Origin of the sequence: Mucilaginibacter sp. OK283 (genome assembly GCF_900110415.1) — a bacterium.
Classification (GTDB): domain Bacteria; phylum Bacteroidota; class Bacteroidia; order Sphingobacteriales; family Sphingobacteriaceae; genus Mucilaginibacter.
In genome coordinates this window covers 79,411-98,968 of record NZ_FODR01000013.1, presented here as the reverse complement: position 1 = coordinate 98,968, position 19,558 = coordinate 79,411, and the positions used below count along the sequence as shown (strand labels likewise).

18 protein-coding genes are annotated in these 19,558 nt (G+C 42.7%); 10 read left to right on the top strand and 8 right to left on the bottom strand.

The genetic code is table 11. The annotated features are described in order from the left end of the window. The first annotated feature begins 109 nt into the window (after nt 1-109). Genes BMX56_RS24525 through BMX56_RS24510 form a run of 4 tightly spaced genes read left to right on the top strand, consistent with a single transcriptional unit; the run spans nt 110 to nt 7,679 of the window. A complete protein-coding gene (locus tag BMX56_RS24525; protein ID WP_090652342.1) occupies nt 110-3,256 on the top strand; it encodes a SusC/RagA family TonB-linked outer membrane protein in 3,147 nt (1,048 codons plus the stop codon). 22 nt (nt 3,257-3,278) lie between these two features. Next, nucleotides 3,279-5,222 (top strand): RagB/SusD family nutrient uptake outer membrane protein, encoded by a 1,944-nt coding sequence (locus BMX56_RS24520; RefSeq protein ID WP_218152483.1) that lies wholly within the window; start codon nt 3,279-3,281, stop codon nt 5,220-5,222. 53 nt (nt 5,223-5,275) lie between these two features. After that, nucleotides 5,276-6,445: a DUF5000 domain-containing lipoprotein gene (locus BMX56_RS24515; protein WP_177183905.1), complete on the top strand. Its 1,170-nt coding sequence runs from the start codon at nt 5,276-5,278 to the stop codon at nt 6,443-6,445. Between the two features lie 25 nt (nt 6,446-6,470). After that, nucleotides 6,471-7,679 (top strand): DUF4998 domain-containing protein, encoded by a 1,209-nt coding sequence (locus tag BMX56_RS24510; RefSeq protein WP_090652339.1) that lies wholly within the window; start codon nt 6,471-6,473, stop codon nt 7,677-7,679. A 136-nt stretch (nt 7,680-7,815) separates the two neighbouring features. On the opposite strand, the gene BMX56_RS24505 is transcribed toward BMX56_RS24510, so the two are convergent. Further along, a complete protein-coding gene (locus tag BMX56_RS24505) occupies nt 7,816-8,298 on the bottom strand; it encodes a hypothetical protein (protein ID WP_090652338.1) in 483 nt (160 codons plus the stop codon). Between the two features lie 45 nt (nt 8,299-8,343). On the opposite strand from BMX56_RS24505, the gene BMX56_RS24500 reads away from it, so the two are divergent. After that, entirely contained in the window at nt 8,344-8,829 is a 486-nt protein-coding gene (locus BMX56_RS24500; RefSeq protein ID WP_090652337.1) for an ABC transporter ATPase, read from the top strand. A gap of 53 nt (nt 8,830-8,882) precedes the next feature. Here the strand turns inward: BMX56_RS24500 and BMX56_RS24495 are convergent, their stop codons facing one another. After that, on the bottom strand, nt 8,883-9,968 hold the full coding sequence (locus BMX56_RS24495) for an alpha/beta hydrolase (protein WP_090652336.1): 1,086 nt from the start codon (nt 9,966-9,968) through the stop codon (nt 8,883-8,885). 111 nt (nt 9,969-10,079) lie between these two features. On the opposite strand from BMX56_RS24495, the gene BMX56_RS24490 reads away from it, so the two are divergent. Continuing rightward, nucleotides 10,080-10,691, top strand: a complete 612-nt coding sequence (locus tag BMX56_RS24490) for a YdeI/OmpD-associated family protein (RefSeq protein ID WP_090652335.1) — start codon at nt 10,080-10,082, stop codon at nt 10,689-10,691. A 95-nt stretch (nt 10,692-10,786) separates the two neighbouring features. Here BMX56_RS24490 and mtgA read toward each other — a convergent pair whose 3' ends face one another. The 4 genes from mtgA to rpsF form a co-directional block, all read right to left on the bottom strand. Next, on the bottom strand, nt 10,787-11,551 hold the full coding sequence (gene mtgA, locus BMX56_RS24485) for a monofunctional biosynthetic peptidoglycan transglycosylase (protein ID WP_369829651.1): 765 nt from the start codon (nt 11,549-11,551) through the stop codon (nt 10,787-10,789). Nucleotides 11,552-11,666: 115 nt separating this feature from the next. Continuing rightward, nucleotides 11,667-12,110 carry a 50S ribosomal protein L9 gene (gene rplI, locus BMX56_RS24480; RefSeq protein WP_090652334.1) on the bottom strand — a complete coding sequence of 148 codons (444 nt, stop codon included), beginning with the start codon at nt 12,108-12,110 and terminating at the stop codon, nt 11,667-11,669. A 15-nt stretch (nt 12,111-12,125) separates the two neighbouring features. After that, nucleotides 12,126-12,389, bottom strand: coding sequence for a 30S ribosomal protein S18 (gene rpsR / locus BMX56_RS24475; RefSeq protein ID WP_022833472.1), 264 nt, complete (start codon nt 12,387-12,389; stop codon nt 12,126-12,128). After that, the gene (rpsF, locus tag BMX56_RS24470; protein WP_090652333.1) at nt 12,389-12,754 is read right to left on the bottom strand and encodes a 30S ribosomal protein S6; all 366 of its coding nucleotides are present in this window, start codon (nt 12,752-12,754) and stop codon (nt 12,389-12,391) included. Before rpsF ends, rpsR begins: the two co-directional genes overlap by 1 nt. 378 nt (nt 12,755-13,132) lie before the next feature. On the opposite strand from rpsF, the gene BMX56_RS24465 reads away from it, so the two are divergent. The 3 genes from BMX56_RS24465 to BMX56_RS24455 all read left to right on the top strand — a co-directional run bounded on the left by BMX56_RS24465 (nt 13,133) and on the right by BMX56_RS24455 (nt 16,751). Next, nucleotides 13,133-14,587 carry a capsule assembly Wzi family protein gene (locus BMX56_RS24465; RefSeq protein WP_090652332.1) on the top strand — a complete coding sequence of 485 codons (1,455 nt, stop codon included), beginning with the start codon at nt 13,133-13,135 and terminating at the stop codon, nt 14,585-14,587. Nucleotides 14,588-14,713: 126 nt separating this feature from the next. Beyond that, entirely contained in the window at nt 14,714-14,890 is a 177-nt protein-coding gene (locus tag BMX56_RS30280; protein ID WP_177183904.1) for a hypothetical protein, read from the top strand. Between the two features lie 73 nt (nt 14,891-14,963). Next, nucleotides 14,964-16,751, top strand: coding sequence for a DNA polymerase III subunit gamma/tau (locus tag BMX56_RS24455; protein WP_090652330.1), 1,788 nt, complete (start codon nt 14,964-14,966; stop codon nt 16,749-16,751). Between the two features lie 86 nt (nt 16,752-16,837). Here BMX56_RS24455 and BMX56_RS24450 read toward each other — a convergent pair whose 3' ends face one another. Next, entirely contained in the window at nt 16,838-17,275 is a 438-nt protein-coding gene (locus tag BMX56_RS24450) for a hypothetical protein (RefSeq protein ID WP_090652329.1), read from the bottom strand. A 116-nt stretch (nt 17,276-17,391) separates the two neighbouring features. Further along, nucleotides 17,392-18,096 carry a hypothetical protein gene (locus BMX56_RS24445; RefSeq protein WP_090652328.1) on the bottom strand — a complete coding sequence of 235 codons (705 nt, stop codon included), beginning with the start codon at nt 18,094-18,096 and terminating at the stop codon, nt 17,392-17,394. Between the two features lie 210 nt (nt 18,097-18,306). Here BMX56_RS24445 and BMX56_RS24440 point away from each other — a divergent pair, with 210 nt between their 5' ends. Then, complete coding sequence (locus tag BMX56_RS24440) at nt 18,307-19,536, top strand: NADP-dependent isocitrate dehydrogenase (protein WP_090652327.1); 1,230 nt, start codon at nt 18,307-18,309, stop codon at nt 19,534-19,536. The last annotated feature ends 22 nt before the right edge of the window (nt 19,537-19,558 follow it).

Sequence of the window (19,558 nt, the reverse complement as noted above, 5' to 3'; positions counted from 1 at the left end):
CGCAACTTATTTAGATTTTATCATGAAAAAAATTTGTTTTTGTAATTTTAATATGTAATTATGTATATACAAATACAAATTTATAGTTTAATCTTTACACAAACCCATCATGAATGAAAGAATTTTTACCTATTTGAAGGTGAAGTACCTTTGTTGCTTACTGTTTTTATTAATGCTTGGGAAAGTATCCCTGGCGCAAACAACATTTACTGTGAGTGGTAAGGTAACAGATAACAAAGGGCTGGTAATGCCCGGCGTAAGCGTTGCCGTAAAACATACCAAAAGCGGTACCATTACCACAGTTAGCGGCGATTACACCATTAAGGTGCCCAAAGCCACCGATACCCTTGTATTTTCGTTTTTGGGCTATGCCAAACAGGAAGTAGCCATTAACCGGCGCCACACGATTGATGTGGTACTGCTTGACGATAAAAATGATCTGAACGAGGTTGTAGTAGTAGCCTACGGTACCCAGAAAAAGGAAAGCATGGTAAGCTCTATTACCACCATTAGCCCAAAAGAGCTAAAAGGGCCAACCAGCAATTTAACCACCATGCTTGCCGGCCGTATTGCCGGTTTAATATCGTACCAGCGCAGTGGCGAACCGGGAGCCGATAATGCTTCGTTCTTCATCAGGGGGATAACCTCATTTGGTTCGGGCAAAATTGATCCGCTGATCTTGATCGATGGTATGGAATCAACCACCAACACACTGGCCCGCCTTCAGCCGGATGATATTGCCGGGTTTTCTATCCTGAAGGATGCGGCCGCTTCATCGTTATACGGTGCGCGCGGCGCCAATGGCGTTATACTGGTTACCACCAAATCGGGCAAAGTGGGCGATACCAAAATGAATGTACGGTTTGAAAATTCAACCTCATCAAACACCCAGAATTTTGCACTGGCCGATAATATCACCTATATGAAATTATCAAACGAAGCGGCCCTTACCCGCAACCCGCTGTCGCCCTTGCCGTATACCCAAAACAAAATTGACCATACCATGGCCGGGGATAATCCGCTGCTTTATCCCAGTAACGACTGGATTGGCTCGTTAATTAAAAATTACACCAATAACCAAAGGCTTAATTTAAACATCAGCGGCGGTGTTAACCGGGCGCAATATTATATATCGGCATCGGCCAATAAAGATAATGGCGTGCTAAAGGCGCAAAGCGGCAACAATTTCAACAACAACGTAAGCCTTAAAAGCTACGAGATCCGGTCGAACGTAAACGTAAAGCTTACCTCAACTACCGAGGCCATCGTACGCACATCCGGCGATTTTGACGATTATAACGGCCCTATAGGCGGTGGCGGCGCAGTTTTTGGCAGCGCGTTAAATGCCAACCCTGTATTGTTCCCGGCCACTTTTCCGGCATCTGATCTGCCTTTGGTTAAACACCCTTTATTTGGTAACGCGCCAAGAGGATCAAACGGCGATGTTTATGATAACCCTTTTGCCGATATGGTATCGGGATTTCAGCAGTACAGCACATCAACCCTTAATGTGCAGCTTGAAATTAAGCAGGACCTGAAATTTATTACCGAAGGCCTTTCGGCAAGGGCCATGGCTTATACCCAGCGCTATGCTTACTTTAACCTGAGCAGGCAGTATACGCCGTTTTATTACGCGGCCAGCCCCTCGGCCACCGATCCTAAGGGGTATACCTTATCGTTATTGAACGAAAAATCGGCTACCGAATACCTTAACTACAACCAGGGCAATAAAATAGTGAACAGCTCCAACTATGCCGAGGTTGCCCTAAACTATACCCGCACTTTTAATAAGGTACACAATATAAGCGGCCTGCTCATCGGCATACAGCGTAACTATGTTACCGGTAACGCCGGCGATTTGCAATCGTCGCTCCCTTTTCGTAACCAGGGCGTAAGCGGCAGGCTAACCTACGGTTATGATAACCGTTATTTGTTTGAAACCAACTTTGGTTACAACGGATCGGAACGTTTTGCGCGTAACAACCGTTTTGGTTTTTTCCCGTCGGTAGGCGTTGCCTGGAATGTTAATAACGAAAAGTTTTTTGAACCCTTAGCCCACACCATCACCAAGTTAAAATTCCGCGCCACTTACGGTTTGGTTGGTAACGACCAGATTGGTAACGCCAACGACAGGTTTTTTTACCTATCCAACGTGAACCTTAACGATGGTAATTTCGGATCGTACTTTGGCGAAAACTATGCCTACAACCGTCCGGGTGTTTCTATCTCCAGGTATGCCAATGATGGTATCACCTGGGAAAAATCAAAGAAAACCAATATCGGGATGGATTTGGGTTTGTTTGATGCCCTTAACATTACCGTAGATGCCTATCATGAGCGCCGCAGCAATATTTTAATGCAGCGGGCCTACATCCCAACAACCATGGGCCTTACCGCCCCGGTGAGCGCCAACGTAGGCGTAGCCGAAGGCAAGGGTATTGATTTTGCTATGGATTATAATAAAAACTTTGGCAGCGCCTGGCTGCAAATGCGGGGCACATTTACCTATGCGGCCAGTAAGCTGCTGGTAAATGAAGAGCCTGCGTACCCGGCAAATGAACAATACCTGTCGCGCGTGGGCCAATCACTGGGCGAGGTGTACGGTCTTGTTGCCGAACGTTTGTTTGTTGATGACGAAGATGTAAAAAACTCGCCCAAGCAAAACTTCGGCGAGGTTAGGGGAGGCGATATCAAATACCGCGATTTAAACGGCGACGGCCAAATAACCGCGCTTGACATGATTAATGGCCTTGGTTACCCAACCACACCCGAAATTATTTATGGCTTCGGCTTCTCATTTGGTTATAAAAACTTTGATATCAGTACATTTTTCCAGGGATCGGCCCGGTCGTCATTTTTTATCGATCCTACGGCTATTTCTCCTTTTGTGGCCAATGGTGCTTACCAGCATGGTTTGCTTAACGTAGTGGCCAATGATCACTGGTCTGAAGATAACCGGAACTTGTATGCTTTTTGGCCACGATTAGGTTTAACACAAAATACCAACAACAACCAGCCATCCAACTGGTGGATGCGCAACGGCGCTTTCCTACGTATGAAAACTGCCGAATTGGGGTATAGTATTAAAGAGAAAACCTTAAAAAGGTTCCATATATCGGGCTTAAGGATTTACGCCAACGGCACCAACCTGTTTCTCATCAGTGGCTTTAAGCTTTGGGACCCTGAGCAAGGGAGTAACGGGCTTGGTTATCCGGTTCAAAAAGTGTTTAACGTGGGGATAAATGTTCAACTATAAATCCTGCTAAAATTTAATCGAGATGAAATTGTTAACTATATACACCCGATATTCAGGCCTTTTAGGTCGAAAATCTATGGGCCTTGCCTTGTTGCTGCTCATCGTGGCAGGCATGCCGTCCTGTAAAAAAAGTTACCTTGATGTAGTGCCCGATAACGTGGCAACCATCGATAATGCCTTTGCCAACCGCAACGAGGCCGAAAAATACTTGTTTACCCTGTACTCATACCTGCCGCAGGAAGGGCACCCTGATAAAAACCCCGCCTTCAGCGGTGGCGACGAAGCCTGGACTTACTGGCCCATGACCGAAGACTTTTTTTACCTTGACCCCTATAACATTGCCCGCGGTAACCAAAACCGGGCCGACCCTTACATGAACTACTGGGATGGCTATGACGGCAAATCGTTATGGCAGGGCATAAGGGCCTGTAATACCTTTTTAGATAATTTGGATAAAGTAACCGATTTGCAGCCCTATGTTAAAGTACGCTGGGTAGCCGAGGCCAAATTTTTAAAAGCATATTTTCACTGGTACCTGTTCAGGATGTATGGGCCTATACCCATCATGGATAAAAATATAGCCATAACCGCGCCACCCGATGAGGTTAAAGTATACCGCCAGCCGGCCGATTCGGTAGTGAATTACATTGCCCGACTACTTGATGATGCTGCCGCAGGCGATGATAACACCGGCTTGCCAAGCGTAATTACCAGTGCGTCAACCGAGCTTGGGCGGGTTACCAAGGTAGCCGCGCTTGCTATTAAAGCCCGTGTGCTGGTTACCGGCGCAAGCCCTTTATTTAACGGTAATAATGATTTTGCAGGCCTGAAGGCCAATAATGGTAAGCTGCTTTTTAACCCGCAGTATGATGCCACCAAATGGGCAAGGGCTGCTGCCGCCTGTAAAGTTGCCATTGATGCCGCAGCGGCAGCAGGGTTAAAGCTGTATTATTTTACACCGGGTATTACCGCTGTTGATGATGTAACCAAGGTAGAAATGAACATCCGCAATTCGGTTTGCGAAAAGTGGAATAGCGAACTGATCTGGGGCTTAACATCAAGTGGCAACCCAACCTTTTGGTTACAGGAGTTTGCCATTCCGCAGCTTGACCCCAACAACATCAATCTTGATTTAAAAGGCAAGCTGGCGCCGCCGCTAAAAATGGCCGAGCTGTTTTACACCAAAAACGGCGTACCTATTGAAGAAGATAAAACCTGGGACTACGCCAACCGCTTTAAACTGCGCACTACCACAAGCGCCGATGCCGGTATGCAAAACGGTTACCAAACCGTGGGCCTGCATTTTGACAGGGAGCGCCGTTTTTATGCCGATATGGCCTTTGATGGCTCAACCTGGTTTATGAAAAATGGCACTTACAACGTGCAAAGTAAACTGGAGCAGTACACAGGTAAAAAGCAAAGCCGTTTATATTCCATTACCGGCTATTACACCAAAAAAATTGTGAACTGGAACCTGGTATTTTCATCTACCAACGTAACGCTCGAATCGTACCCATGGCCGGTAATGCGCCTTAGCGATTTGTACCTGTTATATGCCGAAGCTTTAAATGAATCGGGTAATTCGGCTGCTGCTTTGCCTTATCTAAACCAGATCAGGACAAGGGCAGGCTTAAAATCGGTAGAGAGCTCATGGACCAATTTTTCTACCAATCCGGCCAAATATACCAGCGTTAGCGGCTTGCGCGACATCATCCGCCAGGAGCGCGGTATCGAGATGGCGTTTGAAGGCAGCCGCTTTTGGGACCTTCGCCGCTGGAAAACCGCGCCGCAGGTATTAAGCGCGCCAATTTACGGCTGGGATATTTTACAAAGCAGCTATGAAGATTATAACCGCAGGGTGCTGCTGTACAGCCCCAGGTTTGTGGCCCCGCGCGATTATTTCTGGCCAATTAAAGAGTACAATTTGCAGGTTAATCCAAACCTGGTTCAAAACTCTGGATGGTAATTAAAATGTAAATGATGTCGGAAAAAAATTATATCCATCTAAAATATAAGATAATGAAAAAGATATTATTAATGTGCCTGGTGAGTTTGGCTGTACTGGGCCTAAACTCCTGTAAGCAGGATAAGCTTGAGCCTGTTACAAAAGATGGGGTTGCGCCGGGGCCTGTAACCGGCGTAAGCGTCGAGAACCTGCATGGCTCGGCAAAAATAAGCTATGCCCTGCCTAACGATGCCGATTTGTTATACATCAGGGCCGTGTACACCACCAAACAGGGCGCCGTGCGCGAAACCAAGGTGAGCCGCTATAACAGTAATTTAACGGTAGTTGGCTTTGGCGATACCGATGCTTACCAGGTTACGTTGTATGCGGTTGATAAAAGCGAGAACGTATCGGCCCCAACCGTTGTAACGGTGCACCCTTTAACGCCCTCGGTGAGCCTGGTGCGCGATAGCCTGGTGGTATCGCCCGATTTTGGCGGCATCAACGTAAAATTTGTAAACGCCACCGAAGAAAGCCTGGCTATTGTTGTGCTTGCTAACGATTCGCTTAAACAATTTGTGCCCATCAACACCGATTATACCAGCCTTAAAAAAGGCGATTTTTCAACAAGGGGCCTCCCGGCAACGCCTACCAAATTTGGCATTTTTGTGCGCGACAGATGGGGCAACCTTTCAGATACCCTTATAGTAACGGTAACCCCATTGTTTGAGCAATTGCTTGACCGTACAAAAATGAAAGGCATAGTTTTACCTACCGATGCCCCGCTTGGCTACGGCGGCAACATAGCCGGCCTTTTTGATGGCAATGTAAATGATGGTTATTACCACACCGGTGATGCATCGCGGATGCCGCAGCAATTTACTTTTGATATGGGGGTAACCGCCAAACTGAGCCGCCTGGTGTGGTTTATGCGTCCGGGTTTCTTTTATACGCTGCACAACCCAAGGGTGGTTGAAATATGGGGATCAAACAACCCTAACCCCGATGGCAGTTACGACAGTAGCTGGACGCTGCTGGTTTCGCATACACAAATCAAACCGTCAGGCTTGCCCGAGGGGCAGCTTTCGCAGGCTGATATAGATGCGGCGCTTGCTGGCGAAACCGTAACCTTCCCGCTAAATACACCCAAAGTACGTTACATCAGGTTCAAAACATTAAAAAATTGGTCAAACGGATCGTACGTCAATTTTTATGAGCTGATGATGTACGGGGATGCCCATTAATTAACTATTTAAAGAGACGAGTTTTATGAAGACGATAAAATATTTTGCCCTCCTGTATGTGCTTGGCCTTATTGCCGGGTTAAGCTCCTGCACAAAAACAACGGGCGATGCTTACAAAAAATATGAAAAGGGCGGAGAGATTACTTACCCCGGCCGGGCAGATACCATGCTGGTACATGCGGGGTACAACCGCGTACAATTAGCAGTAGTTTTAGGCAACGATCCGCTGGTTACAAAAATCAGGGTATACTGGAATAACCAGGTCGACTCTACTGATGTAGCTGTAACGCATTCGGGCGGTAAGGACACTGTTAAAGTGATTGTTCCTAACCTCACTGAAGGCAACTATAATTTTACGGTATACACGTTTGATAGCCAAAACCATAAGTCGGTGGTTATTAACGGATCGGGTATAGTTTATGGCCCAAGCTACCTTACATCATTAACCAACAGAACGTTAAAATCGTTAACTGAAAGTGCCGATGGCAATAAGATAGAACTGAGCTGGGGCGAACCTGCCGGCGGAGAGTTAGGGGTGGAAATTAATTATACCGGGCAAAACGGCGCGGCCCGCAAAATAGTGATACCGCCAACCGAAACCAGTACCGAACTGCCCGATTATAAAGAAAGCACACAGCTTACCTACAAATCATTATACAAGCCCGATTCAACCGCGTTTGAAACGTTTTCGCCCCCGGTATCAACAGTTACTTTGCCAAAGTTTGAAAGGCAGCTTGATAAATCAAAATTCGCCCTGGTTACTTTACCTACCGATGTAGATGAAGGCGGCTACGGCTGGCTGCAAAGCTACCTGTGGGACGAAAATTATAACCCGCCGGGCTTTGCCACGCAATCTATCATCCCGTGCTGGTTTACATTTGATAGCGGGGCATCAGCATCCATAAGCCGTTTTAAAGTTTGGCAGGCAAATGACAGGCTGTATAACCTGGAGAGCGTGAAAACCTTTGAACTGTACGGTAGCAACAGCCCATCTTCAGATGGTAGTTTTTCCAGCTGGACAAAAATAGGCTCCTATACTTCGGTAAAACCGTCGGGCTTGCCACGGGGACAAAACACAGCCGCCGATATCGCCTTTGCATTGGCCGGCGAAGAATTTACCGTGGCCAATGGTACGCCCAAATTCAGGTACTACAGGTTTAAATTACTCACTAACTGGGGCGGCGGCAATTTCATGACGATGGAGGAAATTGCGTTTTATACCCATGATCGTTAATTGCCGACACAAAATATTAGGGGGGTAAACAAATAGCTATTCGGCATTCGCCGGGTGGCTATTTGCTTGTAACGGGTAGCTCAGTTATTTAAATGTTAACACGTAAACAACATAAGTTTTAAGATCAGCCCGAATCTCATAAACCCCTCGTCTTAAAATAATTCAATGCTGTTTTTAAGCTATCCAACCTTGCCGGGCTCATGTGTTTTACAGGCAGATCAATGGTGGTAGCCATCGAGTCAAGGTCGCCCTTCGGATCTTCGTAGGTTTGTACAATAATATCGTCGGTTAGGGTGCTTAGTTTAAGAATTCCGGTGGTATCGCTGCCCAGGTATTCTACATTGTTGAGGCGGTGTAAATTAAACGAAAAATACTCTTGCCTGTCGTGTTGATAAGTTTTCCTTAAACGCAAAAAATAATCGTTGGTAAGTGTTAATTCCCACTTTTTCAGTGCAATATCCGGCGGCGGGTTAAACGACTCGGTAAGGCATTTATTGCTCCAATTAAGCCATTCCTGATCGCCCATACCCGGTTTAAAACCGTAAATAAAGCAACTGGAGACCAAAATTGCTATAATTACCGCAGCTTTTTTTATTAACAGCGAGATTGATGTTTTCATGACAACAAAATGTTACCCTAAGTTAATAAATTGATATTTTTGTAAATGGAATTTTCTCAACACTCAAGAGTTTGGATCTACCAGGCTGATAAAAAATTAACCGACGATGTGGTGCAACAAATTCAGCAGGAACTGGATAAATTCACCACCGGATGGACTGCGCACAACAACCAGCTAAAGGCTAAAGGCGAGGTACGGTATAACCGTTTTTTAATACTGATTGTTGATGAAAGCCAGGCAGGCGCCAGCGGCTGCTCTATCGATAAGTCAGTTCATTTTATGCAGAATATCGGGCAGCATTTCAACATCAACCTGTTCGACAGGTTTAACCTGGCCTACCGCGATGGCGAAGAAATTTTGTCCCTGCCCCGCCATGCTTTTGAGGATATGCTGAAACAGGGCAAAATAAATACCGAAACTATTGTATACAACAATATGGTACAAAACCTCACCGAACTGGAAACCAAATGGGAGGTGCCGTTTAAAAACAGCTGGCATATCCAGTTGTTCAGGGATTTGGTTAATGGCTGATAATTGTTACCGCTGTTTCGGGCCGTTAAGCACGTTTTGTATTAAAAACGGCATCAATTAACCCTATCCAATCGCACCGGCTTTTCACCTGGGAAATTAAATACTAAATACTTTTTGCCGTCTTCTGTTTTAAAATTGATGTCGGTTTTTTCATCTTCATACATAAAAAACGAATCTTTGGCATAAGGTGCAAATTCCTGGGGCAACTGGTCGTTTTGTTTAAAGTATAGTTTACCTCCCGACAGGTACACTTTAAACGTGTCTTTTTCATCACCGGCTACCTTGTAATTACCGCTATACGATTCAAGTTCCTTTGCAGTTAGCAGTATTGCTTTATGTTTTTGGCAATAAGCAAAAGCTATGGCGTTTTGCATTACCTGTGCCAGGGCAGCACCATGGTTTGCGCCCGGGGTAATAGCAAAATCAATATCCAGGTTTTTGCAGTTTTGCTTTTTCATGTAAGCGGTAAACTGCTCAATGTTTTTTGCGTTTTCATGCTCATATGATCCAACACCTAAAAACACCCGGCAATTAAGGTCGGTATGGGTTGTAAAGTATTTTTGTGCCGATGGCATTAGTTCCCTCCCGGTATTACCGGGAGCGCCTATAAATATCATATTAAACAAACCAGGATGGTTAAACAATACCATAGTGGTAAACATGCCCCCAAACGAGTAGCCATATAAAGCCTTATTATCATTAACCCTGTATTTGCTTTGTATAAAGGGTATTACCTCCTGCTCAATAAACGATATGAATTTTGGCCCGCCGGTTTCGGGGTTAAGGTCGCGGTTGCGTTTGTTTGGGCGGTTGCCGTAACCTATGCCTACTATCAGCGCTTCGGTAGTTTTATAATCCTGCCTGAGCATGTTAAAGCAATTCATGGCAACGGTCATGTTCCAGTCGCCATCTGTCATGTACAGTACCGGGTATTTGGTTTTTGTGGTATCGTATCCCGGCGGGAAATGCACATAAATGGTATAATCTTCGCCAATGGTTTTTGAGGCGTAATCCCACGAAACCATATCCTTATCAGTAAAGGGGCTGGGCGAGGTGGTTTTTTCCTGGCCGAAAACGGTACTAACAGTAAAAGCCAATATAATGATTCCTGTAAATAATTTGAATACGCTTATAGTCATAGTTTTATATGATTTGGTGTAACGGAATTACCTGCTTTAGCTAAGATGCAAAATATCTCTTAAACGTTGCAAGCCGGTTGCGATTTAACAATTTGTTACTAAATTTATTTTATGGAACAATACGATAGCCGCGTTGATGCTTTTATTGAAAAAGCCGCCGATTTTGCCAAACCAATACTGGAGTATATCAGGGAAATTGTTCATGAAACATCTCCGTTATTGATGGAGACCGTAAAATGGGGCTTCCCGTTTTTTGATTATAAAGGCCCGGTATGCCAGATGGCTGCTTTTAAAGAGCATTGTTCATTCGGTTTTTGGAAGGCAACATTATTGAATGATCCTCATAACGCATTAAGCATCGGAGATGGTTCTGCCGGCAGCTTTGGCCGGATAACTAAAATAGAAGATTTGCCTTCGAAGGAGATTCTACAGGATTTTATCCTGCAAGCTATTGCCTTAAATGAAAGTGGCAAAAAAACACCCGAAGCAATAAAAAAGGCATCGGCCCCCAAAACCGAATTGGTTATCCCCGAATATTTTACTGAGTTTTTGAAAACTTACCCCAATGCCAGCCTTAACTTTGATCGTTTTAGCTACTCGCATAAAAAGGAATATGTAGAATGGATTGTAGATGCTAAAAGCGAGACTACCCGTCAGAAGCGTATGGAAACTGCTGCCGAATGGATTGCCGAATGTAAATCAAGGCATTGGAGGTATAAGTAAAAGCGAAGCTCCCTAACCCCCTGAAGGGGGAACAACAGTTACATTTAACATGGGTTTTATGAGCTTTCGTTCCCTCTTCAGGGGGGGTAGGGGGCTTAAAAATCCAGCGGCCCTAACCTTTTCATATTTTTCATGATCAGATACTGCCGGTGTTTTAAATACCTTGTAGGGTTTGTGGCCGACCATTTAAGCGGGCTTGGGAATATCACCGCTATAGCAGCAGCTTCGTGCCTGGTTAGTTCCGAGGCATGTTTATGAAAATAGGCCTGCGATGCAGCTTCGATACCGTAAATACCATCGCCCATCTCAATCTCATTCAGGTACATCTCCATGATGCGTTTTTTGCTCCAAAAAACTTCTATAAGTACCGTAAAATACGCCTCGATTCCCTTGCGCAATAATGAACGGCCTTCCCACAGGAAAACGTTTTTGGCTACCTGTTGCGATATGGTGCTGCCGCCGATGAGTTTTTTGCTATGCGAGTTTTTTTCAATTGCTTTTTCTATCGCCCTGAAATCGAAACCATGATGCTCTAAAAAGCTTTGGTCTTCGGCAGCTACGGCGGCTCGCTTCATGTTATCAGATATCTCATCGAAGCTAACCCATTGCTTATCTATCTTCCAATCCACACCGCGGGCCTTTTGCTGAAAACCACGTTCAATCATCAGCCAGGTAAAAGGCGGGCGCACAAAACGATACAACAGCACACCAAATAAGCTAAGCCCGAAGAAGAGTAAAAATCCCAGCTTGAAAATCCTGAAAATAAGTTTAAATATGCCGTTAAACCTGCTGTTTGATATCAGGCTTCGTTTACCCGGTTTTGAACTGGACAGTTTTGATGAGTTGTAATTGCGCTGCACTATTGTAATAAGTTTCTATAAAAATTAAAAGGTGTTTTGCATTGCAAAACACCTTTTAAAATTCTAAAATTTAAGTCAAAATCCGAAATCAAAAATCCGAATTCCGAAATATAAATTACTCAGCTACTACCGAGAAAGGAACTTGTACCTTAACTTCTTTGTGCAGGTTAATGTTTGCGATGTAATCACCAACAAACTTAGGCTCCTGATCAAAGGTGATACGGCGACGGTCAACATCAAAACCTTCTTTTTTCAATGCATCAGCAACCTGAATGGTATTGATAGCACCGAAGATTTTTCCGCTTTCACCGGCTTTAGCGCCAATGTTAAGTTTAACGCCTTCTAAACGGGCTGCAATCGCATCGGCATCCTTGCGGATTTTTTCTTGTTTAAACTGAGCTTGTTTCAAGTTTTCAGCTAAAACTTTGCGTGCGCTTGGCGTAGCTAATATGGCGAAGCCTTTAGGTAAAAGGTAATTACGGCCATAACCTGGTTTAACGTTTACTACATCGTCTTTATCACCCAGGTTTTTTACATCTTGTTTTAAAATAACTTCCATTTCTTAAATCTCCTATTATTTTAATGAATCTGTAACGTAAGGTAATAAACCAATGTGGCGTGCACGTTTAACAGCCTGGGCCACTTTACGCTGGAATTTTAATGAAGTACCAGTTAAACGGCGTGGTAATACTTTACCCTGATCGTTAATGAACTTTAATAAAAAGTTAGCGTCTTTGTAATCGATATACTTAATACCATTCTTTTTAAAACGGCAGTATTTTTTACGGTTATCCTCCACTTTTGGAGCGGTAACGTATTTAATTTGTTCGTTTGCCATTATTTTGAAGCCTCCTCTGTTGCTTTAGGTTTCTTGTTAAAGGCACCGCTGCGTTTTTTGTCGTTGTACGCAACAGCATGCTTATCTAAAGCAATGGTCAGGAAACGCAAAACACGCTCATCGCGCCTTAATTCAACCTCCAATTTGTTAATTAATTCACCCGGAGCCTTAAATTCAGTTAAGTGATAGTACCCTGTAGTCTTTTTTTGAATAGGGTACGCTAATTTTCTCAAACCCCAATTATCCTCCTGGACAATTTCGGCTCCGCCATCAGTTAAGATTTTGCTGAACTTGGCGTTAGCCTCGGCAGCAACTTCTACTGATAACAACGGGGTTAGAACGATCACGATTTCGTACTGTTGCATTATTATTCTTTGATTTTTAATTAATTACCCGCTATTACGGGGCTGCAAATGTAGTGATAATATTTAAAAAAACAATGCTTAAACAGCATTATTATCGCCTGTTTCTATTGAACAAAAAACAAGGAGCTTTATAAGCCTGAAACTGGTTTAAATATAGATTTCGATTAAGTTAAAACTTTCTTAAAACAATAATTTCTAAAAAAACTTGTTATGATATAAATTTCAATTTCTATCGATAGAGTTGGCTTTTTCGTTCTTTTAGTTAATAAAATGGCTTTAATGTTATTTTTTTGTTAATGCATTCATTTATAGGATGTAAAAGTTGCAATTGAAAGTTGTGTTTTTATTCACCCCCTTAACATAATCAGACATCGTTATATGAAGAAAGTATTTCTATTTGCAGCTTTAGTTTCGGTTTATTCCGTAGCCCGGTCCCAGGAGAAAGATGTTCATATTAGCTTAGAAGCCCAGGGTATTGAAACCACCAACGGTACCGTACCTTTCTGGCTAAGATCAAATCAATTCGGCAGTATTCCGCTTTCGGGCACTTCCGGTAGTATAATTGGCAGAATCCGAAAGGACTATGATACCACTAAAACATTTGACTGGGGCGCTTCATTTGAAGGAAGGGGCAATGCAGGCAAAACCAGTCAGTTTATGCTGATTGAAGGATTTGTTAAAGCGCACGCCGGCATTGTTGAGTTAAAGGTTGGCCGTTCAAAAGACATCGTCGGGCTGGTCGACTCTACGTTGTCTTCCGGATCATTCCCGATATCCGGCAACGCATTAGGTATTCCCAAAGTAAAGATAGGAATACCTGAATATTATAGTTTGCCCCTTTTAGGTAAATTGTTTGCGCTGAAAACCTCGTTGGCCGTTGGCTACGTTGGTGATGTTGGAATTGGTTACAGGCATGCTAAAACTAATCAGTCAGATGCGTATTATCTGGAAAATCAGCTATATGTACGTATTGGAATGCCTTCCTGGAGATTTAAACTTCAAGCTGGTTTTAATCATGAGGCATTATGGGGCGATGAAAAGGAAATATTTCCGTCATATAACCTTTCCGGTTCCCAAACTTTATGGTACGTGTTATCAGGTAAGGTTTATCACCACTCCAAAGTGGGTAATCATGTAGGGTCATTAGATATCGGCGCAGAATATAAATTTGACGGTGTTACATTGTTAGTTTATCGCCAAAATTTATACGATAAAGGGGCATTAGCATCTCTTGCCAATATTGCCGATGGTTTAAACGGATTGAGCATAACTAATAATAAAAAGCGAGATGATAATTTTAATTGGAAAAAGATAGTTGTCGAAGTTTTATATACCGCTAATCAGGCGGGCGGGTTAAATAGTATAAGGACAGCATCCGGATATGAAAACTATTACAATAATTACGAATACAGCGAAGGCTGGTCATATAAAAACATAGGGTTAGGTACGCCATTTATTACGGCAGCTAATGCGGCCCGCGCAGGCTTGCCTTCGTATGAAAGAGAATATTTTATAAATAACAGGGTCACCGCTTTTCATGTGGCAACGCAAATTGCCGCTTTTAAATGGATGTATACTTTAAAGCTATCATACAGCGAGAATTTAGGCAATTATATTACCGGTTCCGATAGCTTTAGAGGGTCTGCCGGTAGAATAGTTATCCCAGGCCGCTATGGTTTGTTTAAAAAGGTAAATGAGCTTTCAACTTATATAGAGGGGACAAGATCGTTGCAAAATGGTTATAATATAGGTTATAACATTGGGTATGATAGGGGCGGACTGCTCTACAATTCTTTTGGTGTTGTATTGAAGGCATCAAAAACATTTTTGTGACGAAAAAAAAAGATTGCTTTTTAAACATTTAACACAATTAAGTATATCTTGCTAAATGTTGATTGTACAGATTGTAGTTAATGAGGCTTTAAATTATTTTATTGATTGGTAAAAAATGAGATGATTATGATATTTCCACGCGACGATAATCCCATTGAAGGCGATTGGAATGATGAGGACGACGAAGATTTTGACGACCAACTGGATGCAGAAAGCAACTTGCACCAAATACGGGTAGGCGAAGATATTGATGAACCCGATCAGGAAGATGATGACCACCTGCCGGAAGATGATTTGCAATAGTGTTGGTAATTTTATCTTAACAATAGCCCGTTTGACTCTTTAACATAAGGCATTTTCTTGTTAACTTCGTGCTGTGGATAATTTCATTGTTTCGGCCCGTAAGTATCGCCCGGCTACTTTTGAAACCGTTGTTGGTCAGCAGCATATAACCAATACGCTCAAAAACGCTATTAAAAACAACCAGCTGGCACAGGCATTTTTGTTCTGTGGTCCGCGTGGTGTGGGTAAAACTACGTGCGCCCGTATACTGGCCAAAACCATTAACTGTACTAATTTGCAGCAAAATGGCGAGGCTTGCGGTGAATGCCCAAGCTGCAAAGCCTTTGAAAACGGCAACTCTTTTAACGTTCACGAACTGGATGCTGCATCCAATAACTCGGTTGATGATATCCGCAGTTTAATTGAGCAGGTGCGCATACCGCCACAAGCTGCCCGTTACAAGGTTTATATTATTGATGAGGTGCATATGCTATCGCAGGCGGCGTTTAACGCCTTCCTGAAAACGCTGGAAGAACCACCTCATTACGCCATATTTATATTGGCTACTACCGAGAAACACAAAATACTGCCTACTATATTATCCCGTTGCCAGATATTTGATTTTAACCGCATCAGGGTTGATGATATGGCCGGCCACTTGGGTGCTATCGCCGGCAAAGAAAACATTAGTTATGAACCCGATGGCCTGCATATTATAGCCCAAAAAGCCGATGGCGGATTACGGGATGCGTTATCGATGTTTGACCAGATCGTAAGTTTCTCTGGCGGTAAGGTTACTTATCGTTCGGTTATTGATAACCTTAACATACTTGATTACGATTACTATTTTAATATAACAGAAAGCCTGCTTAAAGAGGATACGGCCAAAGTACTGTTATTTTTTGACGAGATATTGTCACGTGGTTTTGATGGGGCACACTTTATTGCCGGCTTAAGCGAACACTTTCGTAACCTGCTGGTGAGTAAAGATCAATCAACTTTAAAGTTATTGGAGGTAAGCGAGGGGATAAAAAACAAATACCTGCAGCAATCACAGGCAGGCTCGGTATCCTTCCTGCTATCAGCTATGAATATTGCCAACCAATGCGATATCAGTTATAAGTTAAGTAAAAACCAACGGCTGCAGGTTGAGTTGGCACTGCTCAAAATGTGTCACTTGCCTTCGGCCTTTAATTTGGCGGTAACTCCCATTACAGATGGGGGATTAAAAAAAAAACCTGATACCCCAACAATAACGCCACTGCCGGCAAATAAAGCAGCTAATGATACGCTTGTTTTAAGCGATGCGCAGCCAGTTTATAATAAGATAGCCCCTGAAGCCAACGGGCACACTGCACCGGTTACCCAGCCTGTACAGGTAAAAGAAGCTGTTGCCGAAAAGCCTAAGATTATTATGCCGCTTAGGAGTACATTAACTCCGTCGTTAACAGATACCGCCAAAACAGAAGAAGAAATACTTGAAGAAGAAGATCCTTATTTAAAAGGAGATGCCCGGGATGATTTTACCATGGATAGCTTTTTAAAATACTGGAGTGATTTTGCCGCTAAAGTTAAAGCCGATGGTAAAAAAAACCTGGTAACTATTTTTACATCAAACGCTCCGCGGATGATAAAGCCCTACGAATTTGAAATTTTAGTAGGCAATAAAGTACAAGAAAACCTATTCAGGGAAGAGCGCCCGGGGATGCATAACTTTTTACGCAGTAAGCTAAATAACTTTACCATTGAAGTAAACGCCCGGGTTGATGAGCAAGAGGTTGTCCGTAAGCCCTATACATCGATAGAAAAATTTCAGTACATGGCTTCGCGAAATCCGGAACTGATGGAATTGAGGAATCGCTTTAATCTCGATTTTGATTAGCGAGGGTGATTTGTGGATAGTGAGTTGTTGTTTTTTCAATTAGTCATTCAGTTTTTAACTAATCACTCACTATTCACCACTCACCATTAAATATTTTTAGGATACCCTTCTTCATCCAGATCGTCTCTGTCATCTTCTGGCGTATGTGCAAGTGCGGCATCAGCGGCATCCACTTCAACAATGTCACCATCATCAATATGCATCCCCAGGTCGTCAACATCTGTTTCAATGGATCTTTTGTTGGCATATTCACCATCTGCAGCGTCATAAGGGTTGGCCTCATCATATGTGGAGTTCATGTCCTCGCCATTTTTTACTGATGTTTTGTAAGGGTCGGGGTGGTCGTAATCCGGATCGTCGCTTTTTACATCGTATTCAAAGCTGTCCTCTTCTTCGTTATAACTCAGATCTTCTGTATCAATAATTTCACCAAGTTCATCTTTTAATGTTAGGTCACGATCACTGGCATTATCGGTTAATGCATCGTCATCTTCATCGCCGGGGTTGATATTTTGAACGTTCATAGATTTTGTAATTTGTAATTAAAGATACGGTAAAAACCTTGCCAAAAAAACAACAAGTAATAAGATATTGCGTGCAAACAGTGTAAAGGAATCAGAACTAAGACTTATCTGCCTTATCAATAATGAATTTGCTTACGGTATGAGGTAACACCGCCAATGGCAAATTTTACACCGATCGTAAATTGGGCATAGGCGTCATTATTGTGTGCTGATGTATAACCATCTAAATTATCGCCAAATATAAAATTATATTGATACCCTATATCTATTTTAACGCTTGGCTGACTATATTGATTATACAACTTAAATTCATATCCAATTCTTACTGGTAAAAAAGGCACCTGGGCGTTATTGTCTCCTGCAGGAGTATATCTAAGGCCGCGTTTGTCGTCTGTTTTAGACACAATATGGTTTGAAATATAGCCAATGCCGACTGAGGTATACCAGTTTTTCATCACATTCATGAACGGGCTCGAAGAATAATCCAAAAACTCGCCGGCCTGTAACTGGCCTCTGAATGAAAAGGCTGTAAAGTGGTTTTCAAACTGCCTGCCCGATGACGATGCCAGTGTGCCCCCCTCTAAACGACCAACTTGCAGTTCAAATACGTAATTAATAAAAGGGCTTTGGTTGTAATTAAAATTAAAGTGGACAGATGGAGTAACAGTAAATGTATTTACATCGGCCATAGCGGCAATATTAACACCAACTGCTGTACCCACATCATATTGGGCATAGTCATATCCAACCTGTGCTTTAGCTAAAAAGGAAACTGTACAAATGGTTATTATCAGAACGGTTTTAGTGATGAATTTTATCATAATACAAGTAACAGGGCGTTGGTTTGCCAGCCCGTTGGGGTAATAACGTTTAATTTTATAAAAATAGCATCAAAGTTTATAAAAACAATAAACTGTCGTAATAAATCGTCATTATATAGCCATCAATTATTTTCATATGCTATTTAGTTAGTTTGGTAAACTCAAATTAATATATTTGAAGCCATTAAAATAAAGAAAACAACGTCAGCTATGTCAAAAATTAAAGTAGAAAATCCGGTAGTTGAGCTGGATGGCGATGAAATGACCCGGATCATCTGGAAATTCATCAAAGACAAATTGATCATCCCTTATCTTGACCTGGATATCAAATATTACGATTTAGGTATCGAGTACCGTGATGAAACCAACGATCAGGTAACCGTTGATGCCGCAAATGCTATTTTAAAATATGGTGTAGGTATTAAATGTGCAACCATTACACCCGATGAAGCGCGTGTTGAAGAATTTGGCCTAAAACAAATGTGGCGGTCGCCAAATGGTACTATTCGTAACATTTTGGATGGTACTGTTTTTCGCGAGCCTATTGTTATGGCAAATGTACCACGTTTAGTACCAAACTGGACAGCCCCAATATGTATTGGCCGCCATGCTTTTGGCGATCAGTACCGTGCTACCGATTTTGTTACCAAAGGAAAAGGTAAATTAACAATCACTTTCAGTCCGGAAGATGGCGGTGCAGAACAATCATTTGAGGTATTTAATTTTAAAGGCGACGGTGTAGCTCTGGCTATGTATAATACTGATGAATCTATCAAGGGCTTTGCACATGCATGCTTTAACCAGGCGTTAATGAAAGGCTGGCCTTTATATTTATCAACCAAAAATACTATCCTTAAAAAATATGACGGCCGTTTTAAGGATATTTTTGAAGAAATCTACCAAAACGATTATAAGGCAAAATTTGCTGAAGCCGGTATTACTTACGAACATCGTTTAATTGACGACATGGTTGCATCTGCCCTTAAATGGAATGGTAACTTTGTTTGGGCTTGTAAAAACTACGATGGCGACGTACAATCTGATACGGTAGCACAAGGTTTTGGTTCCTTGGGTTTAATGACATCAACGCTGGTTACACCTGATGGTACGGTTATGGAAGCTGAAGCTGCACACGGTACAGTTACCCGCCATTATCGCGAGCACCAGGCTGGTAAACCAACATCTACCAATCCAATTGCATCCATTTTTGCGTGGACAAGAGGCTTGGAGTTCCGGGGAATATTGGATAAAAATCAGGAGCTGATAGATTTCTGTAAAGCTTTGGAGCAAGTTTGTATTGAAACTGTGGAAAGCGGTAAAATGACCAAAGATTTGGCCATTACTATTAAACCGAAAGTTGAGCACGGCACAGATTATTTATACACCGAAGAGTTTTTGGCAGCGATAGACGAAAACTTAAAAGCAAAGTTAGGTAAATAAGCCTGGTAGCTTTTAATATTGA